Consider the following 17233-nt stretch of genomic DNA (forward strand, 5'->3'; position numbering starts at 1 on the left):
ATGAATGATTGCCACGATGGTGAAGTACTCGCCGATATTCTCGAAGGCATTGATGCTGAAATCGCTCAAGTTTCCGCAGATGGAGCCTATGACCATCGTCATTGTTATGACGAGATAGCCCAACATGGTGCTAAAGCCGTGATTCCTCCGCGCAAAGATGCCAAAATCTGGCTTCATGGCAATACCAATGCTCCACCACATCCCCGTGACCAAAATCTCCGTTATATCCGTAAACATGGGCGTAAAAAATGGAAACGTGACTCAGGTTATCATCGTCGTTCTTTGGCAGAAACCACGATGTTTCGTTTCAAAAAATCTTTGGTGGTACTTTATGTTCTCGTAAATTTGACAATCAGGCGGTTGAGTTGTTCATCAAATGTGCTGCGCTTAATCGCATGATTCAACTTGCTAAACCTGTCTCCTGTTCTGTTGTTAGTTAATTATCTATCCTAATATTCTCTATTCTTTTGTCTTCTTTTTATTCATGCAACAACGCCTTTTTCCTTTCTACTTTTTACTTCCCAAAAGTTGTCTGTCGCTTTCAGAAACATTGGGGTTATTGGTGAGATATGGACGTAGCCAATCACAGGCTTCAGAAATTGCTAACTCTGGATCAATATCCCATAATTTGATCGTGTTGTCAGAACTGCCAGAGGCGATGGTTTTGCCATCAGGAGAAAAGGCTACGCTATTAACCCAATTGCTATGCCCCGTGAGCGTCCGCAGCACTTTTCCTTCGAGATTCCATAATTTGATGGTGTTGTCAGAACTGCCAGAGACGATGGTTTTCCCATCGGGTGAAAAGGCAACACTCCCTACCCAATTACGATGACCTGTGAGCGTCCGCAGCACTTTTCCTTCGAGATTCCATAATTTGATGGTGTTATCATCACTACCAGAGACAATGGTTTTTCCATCGGGTGAAAAGGCTACGCTCATAACCATACTACTATGCTCCGTCAGCGTCCGCAGTTCTTTTCCTTCGAGATCCCATAATTTGATCGTGTGGTCATAACTACCAGAGACAATGGTTTTCCCATCTGGTGAAAATGCTACGCTCCCAACTGCATTGCTATGACCTGTCAACGTCCGCAGTTTTTTTCCTGCCAAATTCCATAATTTGATCGTGTGTTTATAACCGTCTGAAGCGATAGTTTTTCCATCTGGTGAGAAGGCTACTGTACCGAAATTGTTATCAACTCTCAGCGTCCGCAGTTTTTCCCCTGCCAGATTCCATAATTTGATCGTGCTGTCATAACTGCCAGAGGCGATGGTTTTCCCATCTGGTGAAAAGGCTACCTTCATAACGATTTTGCTATGCCCCGTCAGCGTCTGTGGTTCTTTTTCTTTGAGATTCCATAATTTGATTGTGTGATCAGCACTGCCAGAGGCGATGGTTTTCCCATCTGGTGAAAAGGCTACCCTCGTAATGATATTGCTATGACCCGTCAGTGTCTGAATTTCTTTTCCTTTCAGATCCCATAATTTGATTGTGTGGTCACGACTGCCAGAGGCGATGATCTTCCCGTCTGGTGAAAAGGCTACGCTCCAAACCCCATTGCTATGTCCCGTCAGCGTCCGCAGTTCTTTTCCAGCCAGATCCCATAACTTGATTGTCTTGTCATTACTACCAGAAGCGATAGTTTTCCCATCTGGTGAAAAGGCTACACTCCAAACCTCATTGCTATGCCCCGTCAGTGTCCGCAGTTCTTTTCCAGCCAGATCCCATAATTTGATCGTCTTGTCATCACTGCCAGAGACGATGGTTTTGCCGTCGGGAGAAAAGGCTACCTTCATAACAATATTGCTATGCCCTGTCAGCGTCCGCAGTTCTTTTCCTTCCAGATTCCATAATTTGATCGTGAGGTCAGAACTGCCAGAGGCGATGATCTTCCCATCTGGTGAAAAAGCTACGCTCTCAACCCAATTGCTATGACCCGTCAGCGTCTGCAGTTCTTTTCCTTCCAGATTCCATAATTTGATCGTGTAGTCAGAACTGCCAGAGGCAATGATTTTTCCATCTGGTGAAAAAGCTACACTCCAAACCCCATTGCGATGTCCTATCAGCGTCCGTAGTTCTTTTCCTTCCAAATTCCATAATTTGATTGTCTTGTCATTACTACCAGAGGCGATAGTTTTTCCATCTGGTGAAAAGGCTACGCTTGTAACCGACTTGTTATGACCTTCAAGGCGATTAGCTTCGCGAATGTTATAAATGACTTCCCATAGTCGTCCTAAGGTTCTATCCTTAATGTAACTAGGAACAATCTTGCGGATATCAGGATCGAAGATGCATCTTGCAGCTTTCAATCCCGTGATCATTGCCTCTAATTCTTTATTCGCCAGCCAATAAGCCTCACAGGCAATACTCAACGCTTCGATTTCAGCAATTTCAGCGCGTTGTAGTTCTTTATCTTTTTCTGCTAGGGCGTTTTCTTTTTCTGCTAAAGCCAATCGCAATTGTTCTTTAGTCATCCGCAACTCTTCCGCCATGCCGAAGACATACTTTTTGCGAATAAAGCTAACCAAATAATCATGAATCAACTGAAAACGATCATCAGGCGAACTACTCACCCGAAAAGCAAGCCCAGAGCCGACTAGAACCGCTAGCACCAGCGAGAGATTTTCTGCTTCGTTAAGAAGTTCGATCCCCCTGCCTTCGGCATCCCCCTTAAAAAGGGGGAATTGGCGTAACTCTTCTCCCCCCTTTTTAAGGGGGGCTGGGGGGGATCGAAAACCATCACTAGATCCCACTCCCAACAACTCACTCGCAAGCTCCGCTTGCGTCTTTTGCGGACGCTTCTCCTCATTCCCCGTCAACGCATACAACACCCTCTCCGCCAAATCTTTATTCGCCACCCCACAGTCCCGCACCACATTCTCCAACCACCGCTCCACCAACACCTCACTAGGCTTACGTCCAGACATAGTGTAGTGTGGTTGGTGCTTCGCACCAACCACACTACACGTCAAAGCCATATACTCACGCAGATTCGTGATCGGCGGATTCTCCGACTCCAACTGCGCCCCCACCACCTGCAACTCAATTGGCAAAATCCGCAACTGCTCACCACTCAAATCCGTTACAAGGCGATCAATCAGCTCAGGTTCCAAACGTAACTGCGATCGCCTAGTCAATGCCTCGATCACCTGTCGCGCCTGATCCTGCGTAAAATCCCCCACATAGTAGCGCACCTGCTTACCGAGAATATCATTCTCCACCTTTTCCAAATCCACCGCCCGATCGCATTCCAACAAATAATGCAGATAATCCTCCCGCAGCGACAGCACCACCCGCACAAAATCCGTATGCAAACAAGCCTTCAGGAACTTATAAAATGGCAAGCGATCGCGAAAATCTTCCTTCTTAAAAAAGAAATCCTCAAACTGATCGAATATTATTACTGTCAAATAATTCTCTTCGATATTGCGCTTGAAATGATGAATTGGATCGAGATCGGGAGAGCGATCGCTAAAATATCGATCCAACTGACGCTTGATTTCTAAGCTCCAATCTTTATAATTCCTAACTACCAAAACTAAAACCTTGCGCCCATCAAAGCTTTCTCTCGCTCGTAATGCAGGAATCACACCACCACTCAAAATTGAACTTTTCCCCGCACCTGAATCACCATGCACCACCGTTAACGGAAATCTTGCCTGACCAATGCGATCAACCAAGTTCTGTACATCTTGCATTCTGCCTGAAGCCTCAATCTCTTGAGCAATGCCATCATTCTTAAATGATATAGAAGCATACATATCAGGATTACTAGCTTCCCGTTTAGGATTCAGTGTTCCTGCCCCAATAAAGGCGCGTAGCCCATATTGCTGCTCCACCGATCGCTGATGTTGCTTCGTTTCAAATGCTTCAAGATATAGCCCTGCCGATGTATAGAGCGATCGCAATTCCTCCAAAACTGCCACATATACCCTAGCGTCATACTGATGTCGCCAGCGATCGCGTACTCCTTCTAATCGAGCGATCGCGCCTTGTTTATCATCCATTCCTGCTAAGGCTTTTGCGAGCCAAAGCTCATATTTCCCATAGATATAGCGTTCTGAAAATGGCAAATTTGGCAATTTGCGATCTGTCGCATCCTGATAGAGAGCCAGTGCTGACTCGGCAAACTGTTTTGCGGCGGCATAGTCAGCCTTAACTAGTCTGACTGCGGCAAGAATACCGCGATCGTTAGCCTCTCGTAATGGATTAGGATAAGTCTGATGGAGTACTAACGCCTCGTTTGCAAGAGATTCTAGTTCTTCCCACAAGTTATTATTTAATTGCTCTTGATGCGATAGGGTAGAGAATTCCAAACTTGCTAACTCTTCTACCGTAACTGTCAAAAAATTAATATATTCGGCAACAAGATCCCATTGTTCTATTTGGCGGAAAATGGCGATACTTTGCGTAAAATATTGTTGCGATGTCCGATAAAATGGCTCTTTATTGAAGCGACTACGAAAAGCGATCGCGCGATCGCACATCCCTAACTGCAATAGGCAAACTGCTTGTTTAAGCTGATTTCCACCTTGCCAAAACGCCAAACTCTTTTGAAATAGTTCCTTTGCCTGATTGATCTGCGATTCCGTAAAAGCAATACAACCAAAAGCAAAATCGAGATTTGCCCTCAGTTCTAGATCGATGACGCTTTTTGTTTCTAACTCCGTCACCGCAGTTCTTAGTTCAAACCTTTGTAAACCACTCGCGATCGCTGTTTGTAGCGATTTACGATTGCTAAGATTGAGAAAAAGCTCGAACATCTCTTCCGTTGACTCTTGGAGCAGTATCTTTAGTTCATCGGTATCAAGCTGAAACTCGATCGCTCCTGCCGTAGTCCAATTCGCCAGATCGCTTGCCTCACGGGTCAAAATATCCTGAGTGCGATCGTTCAGCCACAGCACCATCGGAAATTCTAAACAGTTGGCAAATTCCTCCCGTACTCGATTCGCCGATTTCAAAACTACTTCGATTTCCGTAACCGCATCCAATCCCAAAACCATTAGCACCTTGGGCTTCTGCTCTGGTGGTAATTGATTAACCTCTCCCATCAATACCTGAATCGGTGCTAGCAAAGTTTTAGTATCAGGTTTCAGTTCAATTATGGCGATCGCCGTTTCTGGTAAATTGTTTGCTGCTAATTGCGATCGCAAGTCTTGCAATACGCGATTTTGTAAAATTCGATAATTACATAAAGTGATCGACAATGAAAATCCCTGCGATCGCGTCACAATTCTCGTCAATCGACGTAATGCATCGCGATTATTATCTGCAATTATATCGGTGCGATCGCTCATCGAACTTTCCTCTATTTATTCTCATTAATAACCCCTCCCTAGCCCTCCCCTTAGCAAGGGGAGGGAACAAGATTTCTAGTTTTCCCCCTTTGCAAAGGGGAATTAAAGGGGGTTTTTGAGACTTGTGTGTACATAGTAACTATTGGGGGTGAGAGTCTTAATCATCCAAAATTGGATTTACATCAAACCAACTATCACCTTGATATTCATACTCAAACACAAACTGGCTCTTGATCAGCGTCTGATACTCCGACTCACCTCTTACCTTCTTATCCTGTTTTACTTTTGTAATTAGTTCCCATTCATCATCAGTAATTGTTTTTATCATCTTATTCCGTTCCTTAGCGATGATACTTTCGACCAACTTAGCTGTAATTGGCGGATCATCCTGCTCTAAACAGCCATACAGTAATCGAAATAAATTGCGAACGTGACCACCACTAGCTTGACATAGGCGATCAAGAGTTTGGGGTGAATCAAATACTTTATTCACAAATTCACTATTAATCCGTTGGACGGAATTAACCTTTGGGAATGCCCTCGCCATTACAATTTGTCTGAGTAGTGCCATTCCAGCCTCGCACTCACTGCCATCCTTTAATCTTGCGGGAACCATCGGCAAAGTCTTAATATCCGTACCAAACCGACTCGTCACGATCGCGGCATCATTAGAAAAAGTCAGTAACAATGGAACCGTGTAAACTACATGACAATCTAGCCCCCGCAACTGATCGCCCCGTTCGACAAATAAATACCCAGCCCTTGACTGCTCCTTGAGATCGATGCGATTTTCAATGCGATCGAGGTTATCCACAATCACGACTAAACCATTCAGCCCCTTAGCTTTCAGTCTTTCCTTCGCAGGAGCGAGTAACTCCTTATTAATCGAATTGATAATGCTATTGGTGCGTGACTCTAACCGTTCGCGCATTTGCCGACGCAATGACGGGCTATTCTTGGCTTGAGCCGTAATCTCGGCAATCCCCACTGACAGCTTGAAATTTGCGCTCAGATCGAGCTTTGTTTGCAAAATATCCTTTAGTTCGCCAAACAATTTCTTGAAATATTCTGGGATGATGTTGATCCCTTCCTTTTCTAAGCCATTGCTGAGTTGTCCTGCGATCGCTAACAAAATATCACTCGCATCAACATCGCTCAGTTCTAACTGGCGATCGCATTCAAAATAAGCTACATGAAATTTTTTCTCGGTCAACTCATGCTTCAGCCGCAAAAGCTCCGTTGATTTGCCACAGCCGATATGTCCCGTAAATAACTGGCAGGTTGACTCATCGGGTGAAATCCTGACAATCTTACGGGACAGACTTTCAATTAACTTTTCACCCCGCACCGTTGATAAATCAACATAATAGCTGCGATCCTCTTCATTACTAGAATCAAGAGGATGCGTCGGGTTGCAAGCCTTATAAAATCGAGAAAGTTCAAGATCCATAGTCGGATTTTAAGATGAGGATGAGCCATATCAAGTGCCGCCTATCCTAATATAGCGGATGCAATACCAATTCACGAGAGTGCGCTAACACTTTTGTGAATTAAAAACCAAACCCAGTAAGGGTTTTAAAACTAAAAATGGCGTAGCCATTTTTAGTTTTTGTATAAACTGTCTCTGAAAAATTGCCAATCGCCATAGATGTTATACTTTGACTTCAGCTTTCGGTTTTAGTGAGGAGCAGTCACTAAAAGTAATGGGGAAAGATTGGTGCAAATCCAACGCTGTCCCGCAACTGTGATTTTCTGTTGATCAGCAGAAAAAGTCAGAACGCCCGCCGAAGCTCATTTCAAATCCATAAATCTACATCTACGAGGTAATAGATGAAGTTAAAAGATAGTGATTGGCAAGGCAATTTTGGCTATTGGCAAAAAAGCTTTATTCATGCGAACCTAATGATGATCGGCTATTCGGCATGGCAAGGCTTTTTGCAGCATGGTCGCGGAGTCATAGTTTGTGATATTGATCGCAGTGCGATCGCTCCTAATAACACAGGCTTAGAAGTTACCCAATTCAAATCACAATTTATTGCTGAACAAGAATTAATCTCTTCAATTCAAGCTTTTTCTCTCGATCAAGAATTGATCGCTGTTCTCGTCCAAGCTGTCGGAAATTATGCCCCAGACAAAGAGATTGTTCTCCTGATGAAGATGGAGCATCATCTCGAAATCAATCTCTTCCAAAACCTGAAAATTTTTCCTCCTGACTGCTATGCACAGGTCAGTCGTCGTTGGGAAGAGTTTCAGCCTTGCCTAGAAACATACACTAAATGAGGGTTAGATAAGGACGGGCGGAGCTTTGAAAACTCTTACTGGGTTTGGTTTTTAATTCACAAAAGTGTTGTCACACTTTCGTGAATTGGTATAAGAGATAGCGAGGACAAACCCTAAAGATGAGTGGCGGCGCTTCGCGCCGCCACTCATCTTTAGGGTTTTATGTCCTAAGCAAACCTTACGTTGTTATAGTACAGCCCAGAGGGAAAACTGCTATATTTACTAGTCTATGAACAATGTAATTCGCTACCAAAACGCTGCACTACAATATTACCGAGATTTGACAGGTTCTTCCTATCTTCACTACGGTTATTGGGAACCAATTCCATCTCCCACAGATGAGTTGACGGTTACCAAGTTGCGTGTAGCCCAAGAAGCCTATGCCACCCACCTTCTCGCTTTTCTTCCAGCCGATATTCATTCCGTATTAGATGTTGGTTGTGGCAATGGAGATAATGCTGTATCGATGATTGAGAAAGGTTTACAAGTTGAGGGACTAGCTCCCGATCCACTTCAACAAGCTAATTTCTTGGAACGTACCAAAGGAAAAGCTTTATTCCATATTGATACCTTTCAAGAATTTGTGCAAGCGCCGCAAAAGTATTCCGCGCAGCTTACTTATGATCTAATTCTATTTAGCGAAAGTACTCAATATATGTCGCCAGAAATGATAGCAGAAGGTTCGGCTGCGGTGGTAAAATCTGGCAGTTACGTGCTATTAGCAGATATGTTACGGAAAGATCCTGAATATAAGGAAGGGATGTTTTCTAACTGTCTGATTAATGCCGATCTGCATAAATCAATGGAGAAGGCGGGATTTAAGTTGGTCAAGACCGATGACATTTCGGCACATATTGCTCCAACTTTGGATATTTGTGTGCAAAGCTTCCAAACCTTTGGAGTTTCTACACTGAAATATATCGGCAATCTAATCGCGATCGCAGTTCCACCGATCTATAAATTGATGCGTTACTTCTTCGGCAAGTCAATCAAAAATTTGATTACGGAAGGGCTTAATGCCTCGACTCTTTTTCACAAGCATCTCTGCTATGAGATTCAACTTTGGCAAAAGCTATAGCAACAAAGCCCAAAGATGAGTGGCGGCGCGAAGTGGCGGTGCGAAGGGCCACCACTTATCTTTGGGCTTTTGATTTATCCTATAAGTAAGTGGGCTTAATTAAATATAAGACCCTAAAAGATGCGGCGCACGCTGCGCCGCATCTTTTAAATCTGTTTTTTGCCGAGCTATTATTTAATCAACTTACTTAAAAAACTATTTCTCTTTTGGAAAAACTCATCAAGTAATTCGTAATAATTTTCGTCAACGGCTTGCTGAACCGATGGTCGCCCTAATAAAGCTTCGCGCCAAGCCTTAACTTTGGGAGTCCGATCACTAAAGCCAAAATTTTGATAGCGATCGAAGGCAACAAAATAACGGAATATGGGTGCATAGACCGCATCAATCAGCGAAAATTTTTCGCCTACAAAATATGGTGCTGCAATGAGTTGTGCTTCTAGTAGTTCTAAATTTGTAATCAAGTCTAACCGTTTTGCTTCAAAAGTCTCTTCATCCTTAGCCGAGTAGAAACCCGCAATTTTTGTAAGTAGATTTGACCCAAATTCGATCCAAGAGCGGTGCTTAGCCTTGGTTAAGGCATCTTCAGGATGCAGCGAATCGGGCGTAATTTCATCAAGATATTCACAAATTACGGCTGATTCAAACAAGATTTCATCATCAACCAGCAGTAATGGTACTTTCCCCAATGGTGAAATTTTAAGAAACCAATCTGGTTTGTTGGCAAGGTCGATATATTCGCGATCGCAAGGTATTTGCTTTTCAAGGACTGCGATCAGCGATCGCTGTACGTAGGGACAAAGATTGTGGCTGATCAGCTTGAGCTTAGGCAACATGGCAATTTGTAAGTGCAATTTGTAAAGGGGGCTAATATTTGGATATAGTTGCATTTACATTAATTGCAATTGCAACTAAATTTAATTTAGCATATTTAATTGCAATTGCAACTAAATTCCCAAAAATAGGGGCGGCGCTTTGCGCCGCCCCTATGAGCCTATTTTTATAATTGCGATTGCAACGATTTTTTTGGATACTGGAAGTATGTCAATAAATTCAGCCCTAGATCCTTTGCGAAGTTCTGTTTGGCGATCGCTTTTGACCGCTCATACCAAGATCCTCGATCGCATTGCCGAAAAACTTACTCAAGCCGATCTGCCTCCCTTGGAGTGGTATGACGTACTGCTCACGCTCAAAGAAGCGCCCGATAACCGTCTACGCTTAAGCGAACTAGCCGAAAGAATTCTATTAACCCGTAGCAATCTAACGCGATTAGTCGATCGCCTCGAAAAAGCCGATTTGCTTTATCGCAAATCCTGTCCAAGCGATCGGCGCGGAACCTATGCAGTCTTAACTGCGGCAGGTTTAGCCATGCAGCAAAAAATGTGGATCGTTTACGCTGAAGGAATTTCTGAGCATTTTGCTAGTCACATCTCCGAGGATGAAGCGAAGGTTTTACAGACAATATGCGATCGCTTATTAAGTAACTCGGCACAAATAAATATAAAACCCAAGAGTTGATTGGTGGCACTTCGTGCCACCAATCAACTCTTGGGTTTTGATTTGGACTGTAATGATATATCTCCAAACCAATAAAAAACCCTACCAAAAGGCAGGGTTAAAGAATCGTTTTTACTTTGTCTCAAACATTTAGATCAGGAATAGATGGGATTTAGATATTTGTCAGCCACCAAATCAAACCATGCCCTGTGAAAACTTCAAGGATCAACAAGGAGACAAAGCCAATCATTGCAAGTCTACCGTTCAATAATTCTGCGTAAGGGGTGAAACCCGCTCTGTCGGATTCTTCAACATACATCTTTGGTTCTACTGCGAAATTGTTGAGTACACCGCGTTCGTCGACTGTATAGCTGCTCATTGCTTTCTCCTTTGTTTGATTTCCTTATGTAAAGAAATATAACAAAATATTTCGAGATGTTAATCTAGCTAAAGGCATGGATGACCGATTAGTTGCACCTACATAAAGAGGTATTCACAAAGAAGGGTTTGGCATTGCCAAACCCCATTGGACTTTTATAGCTGTCGCAAATAGCTGTCGCAAAGTGTATTAGTACATAAAACCCAATAAGAGAATTGCGGCGCTTCGCGCCGCAATTCTCTTATTGGGTTTTAATTTTGTCACAACAGAGTTGACGACAGCTATAAGTAAACGTAAAGACCTTTTACAAATTACGATAGACCTCATCATCATTACGCTTACCAACCCTAAAAATCCTTATTTGTCCATCCTCCACAGTGTAAAGAACACGATACTCGCCCGAATCTACACGATAATGGGATAACCTTTTAATGCTTTACAGTCTTGCGGTTGAGGATTGTCTAATAGTGCAAATATTTTGGTTGCAATTTGCTTGAATTGTTTGGGCTGTAGTTCTGCCAACGATTTCTTAGCATCTCTAGCAAACTGCAACGTATAGCGATCGCTCATATCTTCGTGAAATCCTCTACTACAACTTCGGTGTAATGAGCTTTGTTATGAGCATCTATCACATCCTCAAAGCTAAAAAATCGATCATTACTAGCAACAGCCTTTTTTAGTAAATTACTATCGATCGCATCTTCCAAGGCTTCAAGCAAATTTGCTAAATAATCATAACGAACCATTGCCACTACTGGCTTTCCTTCAGCTTCAATCACAACCTGTGTATGCAAATCTCTCACTTCGTTGACAAGTTTAGATAACTCAGTACCAACTTCTCCGATTTGCAGAACATTTACCATTAGTTTTGTCTCCCAAAGTTTAGATTCACTTGGATACAGAGATTTTAGCTCAACAAAATTAATAAAAAAACAGCGATCGCCTATATCTAAACGATAGATGTAAGCGATCGCTATCTAATCACGATTTACTAAAAAGTACCTGCTAATGCACTGACACAGCGATCGCAAATATGGGGATGCTCAGCCGATTCACCGATGTGGGTAGAGTAGTTATAGCAACGAGGGCATTTCTCACCATCAGCTTTTTCTACAACAATGCGTACTCCTTCAAATCTATACTTGTCATTGTCTGAAGGTTTCGTTCTTGAGGGATCAAATATAATTTTTGAATTTTCGGATGTTACATCGGCTTCTAATGGAAAGATTTTCTCATGTTCATCAACTAAAACAATCAAATCATCAATAGGGTTCACTGGTAACCCAGTAACAAATTCAACTTGAGAACAAATAAATAGATCTTCCAGTTGATGGTTTTCATTCAAAGACTTTAGATCTTGCTGTAATTTGTCAGGTGAAACCTCAATCTTTATTTTAGCTTCAAGTGAAGAGCCTATAAGCTTTTCTTGCCGCTTTGTTTCTAGCACTCTATTTACCCTGTTACGAACAATGCGTAGTCGATTCCACTTAGCTGCTAGTTCGGGTTTGTGCCATTCAGGATCAACAATAAACCAACCCGATTGGAATACGGATTTAGTTGGTGCAGGATAGGGCAAGTGTTGCCAGATATCCTCAGCAGTGTGGGCAAGTACTGGGGCGATCGCCTTGGCAATTGTCTCTAAGCAATACATCAATACCGTTTGGCAACTGCGGCGACGGGCAGCATTGGGCGCACTGATATAGAGGCGATCTTTGGCGATATCTAAATAGAAGTTTGATAAATCCACTGTACAGAAGTTCTGAATCACTTGGAAGAAGCGCGAGAATTGGAACTTCTTGTATGCTTCGGTGATGTCCTTGGTGACTTCGGCGAGACGATGCAGGATGTAGCGATCGCTTTCCGTGAGATCGGCATAGGGAACTAGATGTTCCGCAGGTTGAAAGTCAAAGAGGTTGCTGAGTAAAAATCTGGCAGTATTGCGAATCTTGCGCGACACATCGGACATCTGCGCCAAGATGGTTTTGCCGATGGGAACATCACCGTTGTAATCGACACTCGCCGCCCACAGACGGATCACATCCGCACCATAGGGAGGCTCTTTCTTCTGGTCTTTACCGCCATTAATTACCACCATCGGATCGACGATGTTACCGAGGGATTTACTCATTTTCTGTCCCTTTTCATCAAGGACGAATCCATGAGTTAATACGGTTTTGTAAGGGGCATAGCCATTGGTTGCCACACTAGTTAAAAGCGAAGATTGGAACCAACCCCGATGTTGATCGGAACCTTCCAGATACATATCCGCAGGATAGTTCATCGCATAGGGAACGGTGCGCGAATTATGACTTTCACCACCGAGTACTCCTGCCCATGAGGAACCAGAATCAAACCAGACATCCATTGTGTCTGTGCCTTTGCGATACTTGCGACCATTATTTTTGTAGGATTCAGGAAGTAATTCTTCAACTTCTCTTTCCCACCACACATCGGAACCATGTTCGCGAATGAGTTCTTGAATGTGATCGACTGTATCTTCGGTGAGCAAAGGCTCGTTGGTTTCTTCATCATAAAATACGGGAATCGGTACGCCCCAAGTGCGCTGACGGGAAATACACCAGTCCGATCGCTCTTGCACCATTGAGGTAATCCGATTCTCCCCGATCGCTGGAATCCAGTTAACTTCTTTGATTGATTTCAAAGCTTCTTCGCGGAAACCATCAACGGAGGCAAACCATTGCTCAGTGGCGCGAACAATCACAGGCTTCTTAGTCCGCCAATCGTAGGGATATTTGTGGTTATAGGCTTCTTCTTTAATCAGGGTTCCATTAGCGGTCAAGATTTCCACAACCTTAGCATTGCCTTCCTTCAGCACGCTCAAACCTGCTAAATCTGCACCAGCATCTTCATTGAAAATACCGCGATCGTCCACAAGGGAAATCATACCTAAATTGTATTTTTTACCGACAATAAAGTCATCTTGACCATGATTAGGCGCAGTATGCACTAAGCCCGTACCTGATTCGGCGGTGACGTGATCGCCTAAGACAATCGGACTAGGACGATCGACAATGGGATGCTTAGCAATGGCTCCTTCAAGAACATCACCCTTGAAGGTATATTTGACTTCTAAAGCTTCCTCAAAGGTAGCGGCTAACTTCTCAACCAGTTCCGTTGCCACGATATAGTTCTTATCACCAGCCGCGACGATGCTATAGCTGAGATGGGGATTGGCGCTAATGCCCAAGTTGGCGGGAATTGTCCAAGGTGTGGTTGTCCAGATCACGGCATGGAGATTGGTTAGATCAGCGATCGCCTTCAACTTTTCGCTAGGATTAGTGACAGGAAAGGCAACATAGATACTGCGCGAAACGTGATTTTCGGGGTATTCCAATTCGGCTTCCGCGAGGGCCGTATGGGAACTGGGCGACCAATAGACTGGTTTCAATCCGCGATAGATATAGCCTTTTAACGTCATTCGCCCAAATACTCCGATTTGAGCCGCTTCATATTCAGGTTTCAGCGTGTAATAGGCATTCTCATAGTCACCCCAAACTCCCCAACGCTTAAAACCTGTCGCCTGTTCGTTAATCGTTTGCAATGCAAATTCCTTGGCTTTTTTCCGCAATTGCAAAGGCGTTAAATTAGCGCGTTCTTCGGCTTTGATATTTTGTAAAACTTTAAGTTCGATCGGTAAGCCGTGGCAGTCCCAACCCAGCACATAGCGAACTTTATAGCCACGCAATAACTTATAGCGATTAATAATATCTTTTAAAACTTTGTTTAAGGCATGACCCATGTGTAATGTGCCGTTGGCGTAGGGAGGACCATCATGGAGGGTAAACACATCACCTTTATTATTGTGGGAGAGGTCTTCAAAAATCCCTTGCTCTTGCCAAAACTTTTGAATCTCTGGCTCACGAATAATCGCATTTGCCCGCATGGAAAAGTCTGTTTGCGGCAAGTTAACGGTGTCTTTATATTCGCTTAATTCGGCGGGACTCGTGAGATTCTCAGGTTTGGCTTTAGGAGCAGATGTCATCGTTCTAAACTTTCAAAAATTAGCTAGGGTTTATACCTCATCAAGGAGGTCACGATCACTATTATGACGCATATATAGCTATCGCCCATAAAAAACGGAAAGAGAAGCTAGGCGCTTTGCGCTGCACCGCTCTTCAGTTTCCAATCTTTCCTGCTATTTGCAAAAGCGTTACTTCCCACACTAAGCGTGGCTGGACGTAGCGAGCGATCAACTCCCTTGCTTTGTCGAGGTGTTGCAAAACTATCGGCGATCTTTGCTGTTCCCAAAAATAATTTTGTAAATAATCGATCAGCCATAATTGCAAGTCCACTTCTAGCTCCTTGGTGATTTGTTTGGCGATCGCCATAGCGGTTTTTGCATCTTGAGGAATTTGGCGGACGGCGGTTAGCAATTCAGCAGGAATGCTTTTAAAACGCTCGAAAGATTCGATCGCATTACCCGCCGAGCCTTGGGCTAGGGCTAATACTTCGGGGGGGATGGTATGCCCTGCAAGGACGAGCACCTCCTGTAGCTGGCTCTGATTGAGTCTCGTGAAAGGGATACGTTGGCAGCGTGAAACTAGGGTGGGCAAGATCGCACTAGCATCGGGGACGATCAAAATAATCGTGGCGTAAAGTGGTTCTTCGAGGGTTTTTAGCAAACTATTCGCAGCAGACTCCGCCATCGATTGGGCTTCCTCCAGAACGACCACCGATCGCTGGCACTCAAGGGGGGGACGGCTCACAAATTCGCTAATTTCCCGTATTTGCTCGATCCTGATCTGGGGTAAGGCACGGCGCTTTAATCCTGCTGCGTCGGCTTCTTTGGCGGTGAGCATTTTACCCTTATCCAGATAGGTCGGCTCTACCCATAGCAGATCGGGATGATTGCGATCGCTCAGTCGATTAGCCGATCGGCGATCGCCCAATAAAATTTCGGCAAATGCCGAAGCGGTTTTGCTGCGTCCCACACCGCTTGTTCCTGCAAACAGATAGGCAGGAGCAATGCGATCGCGTTGAATGGCAGCTTTTAATAGCTTGATCGCTTGGTTTTGCCCTACCACTACATCAAAGGGAGAATTTAGGGAAAACACCACTAGTCATTCCAACGATCTTTGTTCGATCTTCCCGAACCGTAGGTGTTCAAGCCCACGCGATATTGACGATCGGGTGAAGCATCTAAAACATCCAAGGTGCGCCGCCGCAGCCACCAACGGATTGCCTCATCGATGATTGCGGTAGGATCGCTAGAAATTTCCTTTAACTCAGTTAATAGGTCTGGAGCTATTTCGACTTTATAGGTGAGTTCGGCTGCCGATAAGTCGGGAACGGGTGGCTCAATATTTTCCTGATCGTCCTGATCGTTATTGATCTCTGGCTGTAGATTTATGGACTCGTCAGCGATCGATTGCGGGGCGGTTTCAAGATCTGTTTCATGATTAATTGGACTACTCACGACCTCTTCTTTATCCGATGAACTGGGTGGGATCGGTGCAAATTTAATCTTATTTTGGTTGCTTTCGTTAATTGCACTAAGTTTGGAGGCAACTAACTTACTTAACTTAGCGATCGCAAAAACAATGAGAATAAGCCCAAACTGAAACAGTCCCACAATTAAGAGCAGCTTTTCTTTTAGCCAAAATTCATACATGTTTTTTAGGAACGAAATTCTAAGTATTTTTTCAGTAGTCCTAATCGTTCCACTCGCCGCGAGGTGGAACGACAGGATTCATTGTAAGCGGACGCGATCGATCTGCTTCTTTGATTGCTCGACGCTGCAACCATTGACGGATCGCTGTGTCGATCGCCTGTTCTGGATCGTTTGTTACTTCGCCAAGCTCGGCAAGCAAAGCTGGGTCAATGTCTATACTCTTTAGTACCTCATTAAATACTGCTTCATTAGCCGATTGGTTTACTTGCGGTTCGTTAGCGTTATCTTCTGGCATGGGAAATATTTGAATTAACTGGCACTATGCAGATTTTACCTAGATTTGTTACCTTCTGAATGTACAGTGCGATCGCAATCTAAATTTTAGCCTAGGTTAACTAGCCGCTTCATCCCCCCTCTCTGGCTTTCTCGCAAGGATGCTGAGTTCTGTAAGTAGCTTGGCATAATTAAAATCCAAATTAAAAAGCTATGGCGTACGCTGCGCGTGCGCCATAGCTTTCTGGGTTTTACATTTAATTGCGATTGACTACTTATGCAATTGGTTACTTATACGATTGTCTACTTATACGATTGGTTACTTATACGATTGTCTACTTAGCAGTCCTACAAAAATTTGCACTCAAATCCAAGCCATGAAATCTTTTGAAAGTGTTGCGAAGCAACACTTTCAAAAGATTTCATGGGGGGCTTTTGATCAAAAATTGCTGTAAATGAATTTCGGGGAAATGCGGGAGGTTTTGACTTCGCTCAGCCAGCAGGATACTTTGGCTCAGCGAAGTCGAATCAATATTTTTCTCATAAATTTTCTCATAAATGAATTATAAGTAGTTCGGCATAATTAAAAACCAAAACCAGAGAGCGTACCGCCTGCGTAGCGGGCGTTACGCTCGTCTAGGTTTTAAGTTTACTTATGCTTAGCTACTTACCAATTCACTAAAGTGTGACAACACTTTTGCGAATTAAAATTTGTGAATTAAAAACTAAACCTAGTAACTAACGTGAGTTCGGGATAATTTGAAACGGGCTTTGAGGAAGGGTTTGCGTAGCAAACCCT

The 17233-nt window shown here is 43.7% G+C and carries 13 protein-coding genes, 1 pseudogene and 1 riboswitch; of the genes and pseudogenes, 4 read left to right on the forward strand and 10 right to left on the reverse strand.

Annotated elements, in window-relative coordinates; genetic code table 11:
• Nucleotides 1-440: pseudogene (locus PSE7429_RS12855) on the forward strand (IS5 family transposase); the annotation flags it as partial.
• A gap of 67 nt (nucleotides 441-507) precedes the next feature.
• On the opposite strand, the gene PSE7429_RS12860 reads toward PSE7429_RS12855, so the two are convergent.
• Entirely contained in the window at nucleotides 508-5298 is a 4791-nt protein-coding gene (locus PSE7429_RS12860; RefSeq protein ID WP_009627642.1) for a WD40 repeat domain-containing protein, read from the reverse strand.
• A 157-nt stretch (nucleotides 5299-5455) separates the two neighbouring features.
• Nucleotides 5456-6748 carry a P-loop NTPase fold protein gene (locus PSE7429_RS12865; protein ID WP_009627643.1) on the reverse strand — a complete coding sequence of 431 codons (1293 nt, stop codon included), beginning with the start codon at nucleotides 6746-6748 and terminating at the stop codon, nucleotides 5456-5458.
• A gap of 205 nt (nucleotides 6749-6953) precedes the next feature.
• Nucleotides 6954-7101: riboswitch (cobalamin riboswitch) on the forward strand.
• A 27-nt stretch (nucleotides 7102-7128) separates the two neighbouring features.
• Here PSE7429_RS12865 and PSE7429_RS12870 point away from each other — a divergent pair.
• Both PSE7429_RS12870 and PSE7429_RS12875 read left to right on the forward strand, forming a co-directional pair.
• Nucleotides 7129-7578 (forward strand): hypothetical protein, encoded by a 450-nt coding sequence (locus tag PSE7429_RS12870; RefSeq protein ID WP_009627644.1) that lies wholly within the window; start codon nucleotides 7129-7131, stop codon nucleotides 7576-7578.
• A 229-nt stretch (nucleotides 7579-7807) separates the two neighbouring features.
• On the forward strand, nucleotides 7808-8656 hold the full coding sequence (locus PSE7429_RS12875) for a class I SAM-dependent methyltransferase (protein ID WP_009627645.1): 849 nt from the start codon (nucleotides 7808-7810) through the stop codon (nucleotides 8654-8656).
• Between the two features lie 170 nt (nucleotides 8657-8826).
• On the opposite strand, the gene PSE7429_RS12880 is transcribed toward PSE7429_RS12875, so the two are convergent.
• Nucleotides 8827-9543 carry a glutathione S-transferase family protein gene (locus PSE7429_RS12880; protein WP_009627646.1) on the reverse strand — a complete coding sequence of 239 codons (717 nt, stop codon included), beginning with the start codon at nucleotides 9541-9543 and terminating at the stop codon, nucleotides 8827-8829.
• 151 nt (nucleotides 9544-9694) lie between these two features.
• On the opposite strand from PSE7429_RS12880, the gene PSE7429_RS12885 reads away from it, so the two are divergent.
• Nucleotides 9695-10171, forward strand: coding sequence for a MarR family winged helix-turn-helix transcriptional regulator (locus tag PSE7429_RS12885; RefSeq protein ID WP_009627647.1), 477 nt, complete (start codon nucleotides 9695-9697; stop codon nucleotides 10169-10171).
• Between the two features lie 151 nt (nucleotides 10172-10322).
• Here PSE7429_RS12885 and PSE7429_RS12890 read toward each other — a convergent pair whose 3' ends face one another.
• The 7 genes from PSE7429_RS12890 to PSE7429_RS12920 form a co-directional block, all read right to left on the reverse strand.
• Nucleotides 10323-10529: a chlorophyll a/b-binding protein gene (locus PSE7429_RS12890; protein ID WP_009627648.1), complete on the reverse strand. Its 207-nt coding sequence runs from the start codon at nucleotides 10527-10529 to the stop codon at nucleotides 10323-10325.
• A gap of 405 nt (nucleotides 10530-10934) precedes the next feature.
• Complete coding sequence (locus tag PSE7429_RS27220) at nucleotides 10935-11099, reverse strand: type II toxin-antitoxin system RelE family toxin (protein ID WP_009627649.1); 165 nt, start codon at nucleotides 11097-11099, stop codon at nucleotides 10935-10937.
• The gene (locus tag PSE7429_RS12900) at nucleotides 11096-11392 is read right to left on the reverse strand and encodes a type II toxin-antitoxin system Phd/YefM family antitoxin (protein WP_009627650.1); all 297 of its coding nucleotides are present in this window, start codon (nucleotides 11390-11392) and stop codon (nucleotides 11096-11098) included. The genes PSE7429_RS27220 and PSE7429_RS12900 overlap by 4 nt, the downstream gene beginning before the upstream one ends.
• Before the next feature lie 128 nt (nucleotides 11393-11520).
• Nucleotides 11521-14532, reverse strand: coding sequence for an isoleucine--tRNA ligase (gene ileS, locus PSE7429_RS12905; RefSeq protein WP_009627651.1), 3012 nt, complete (start codon nucleotides 14530-14532; stop codon nucleotides 11521-11523).
• Nucleotides 14533-14665: 133 nt separating this feature from the next.
• Nucleotides 14666-15607: a DNA polymerase III subunit delta' gene (locus tag PSE7429_RS12910; protein ID WP_009627652.1), complete on the reverse strand. Its 942-nt coding sequence runs from the start codon at nucleotides 15605-15607 to the stop codon at nucleotides 14666-14668.
• Nucleotides 15607-16161, reverse strand: coding sequence for a hypothetical protein (locus tag PSE7429_RS12915; protein WP_009627653.1), 555 nt, complete (start codon nucleotides 16159-16161; stop codon nucleotides 15607-15609). Before PSE7429_RS12915 ends, PSE7429_RS12910 begins: the two co-directional genes overlap by 1 nt.
• A gap of 40 nt (nucleotides 16162-16201) precedes the next feature.
• Entirely contained in the window at nucleotides 16202-16456 is a 255-nt protein-coding gene (locus PSE7429_RS12920; protein ID WP_009627654.1) for a hypothetical protein, read from the reverse strand.
• Between the last annotated feature and the right edge of the window lie 777 nt (nucleotides 16457-17233).

Origin of the sequence: Pseudanabaena biceps PCC 7429 (genome assembly GCF_000332215.1) — a bacterium.
Lineage (GTDB): Bacteria > Cyanobacteriota > Cyanobacteriia > Pseudanabaenales > Pseudanabaenaceae > Pseudanabaena > Pseudanabaena biceps.

Excerpts from the sequence above, each read along its gene's own strand:
- PSE7429_RS12915 (WP_009627653.1), bottom strand. The coding sequence starts at position 16,161 with ATGTATGAATTTTGGCTAAAAGAAAAGCTGCTCTTAATTGTGGGACTG.
- PSE7429_RS12920 (WP_009627654.1), bottom strand. The coding sequence starts at position 16,456 with ATGCCAGAAGATAACGCTAACGAACCGCAAGTAAACCAATCGGCTAAT.
- PSE7429_RS12860 (WP_009627642.1), bottom strand. The coding sequence starts at position 5,298 with ATGAGCGATCGCACCGATATAATTGCAGATAATAATCGCGATGCATTA.
- PSE7429_RS12890 (WP_009627648.1), bottom strand. The coding sequence starts at position 10,529 with ATGAGCAGCTATACAGTCGACGAACGCGGTGTACTCAACAATTTCGCA.
- ileS (WP_009627651.1), bottom strand. The coding sequence starts at position 14,532 with ATGACATCTGCTCCTAAAGCCAAACCTGAGAATCTCACGAGTCCCGCC.
- PSE7429_RS12880 (WP_009627646.1), bottom strand. The coding sequence starts at position 9,543 with ATGCAACTATATCCAAATATTAGCCCCCTTTACAAATTGCACTTACAA.
- PSE7429_RS12865 (WP_009627643.1), bottom strand. The coding sequence starts at position 6,748 with ATGGATCTTGAACTTTCTCGATTTTATAAGGCTTGCAACCCGACGCAT.
- PSE7429_RS12900 (WP_009627650.1), bottom strand. The coding sequence starts at position 11,392 with ATGGTAAATGTTCTGCAAATCGGAGAAGTTGGTACTGAGTTATCTAAA.
- PSE7429_RS27220 (WP_009627649.1), bottom strand. The coding sequence starts at position 11,099 with ATGAGCGATCGCTATACGTTGCAGTTTGCTAGAGATGCTAAGAAATCG.
- PSE7429_RS12885 (WP_009627647.1), top strand. The coding sequence starts at position 9,695 with ATGTCAATAAATTCAGCCCTAGATCCTTTGCGAAGTTCTGTTTGGCGA.
- PSE7429_RS12870 (WP_009627644.1), top strand. The coding sequence starts at position 7,129 with ATGAAGTTAAAAGATAGTGATTGGCAAGGCAATTTTGGCTATTGGCAA.
- PSE7429_RS12875 (WP_009627645.1), top strand. The coding sequence starts at position 7,808 with ATGAACAATGTAATTCGCTACCAAAACGCTGCACTACAATATTACCGA.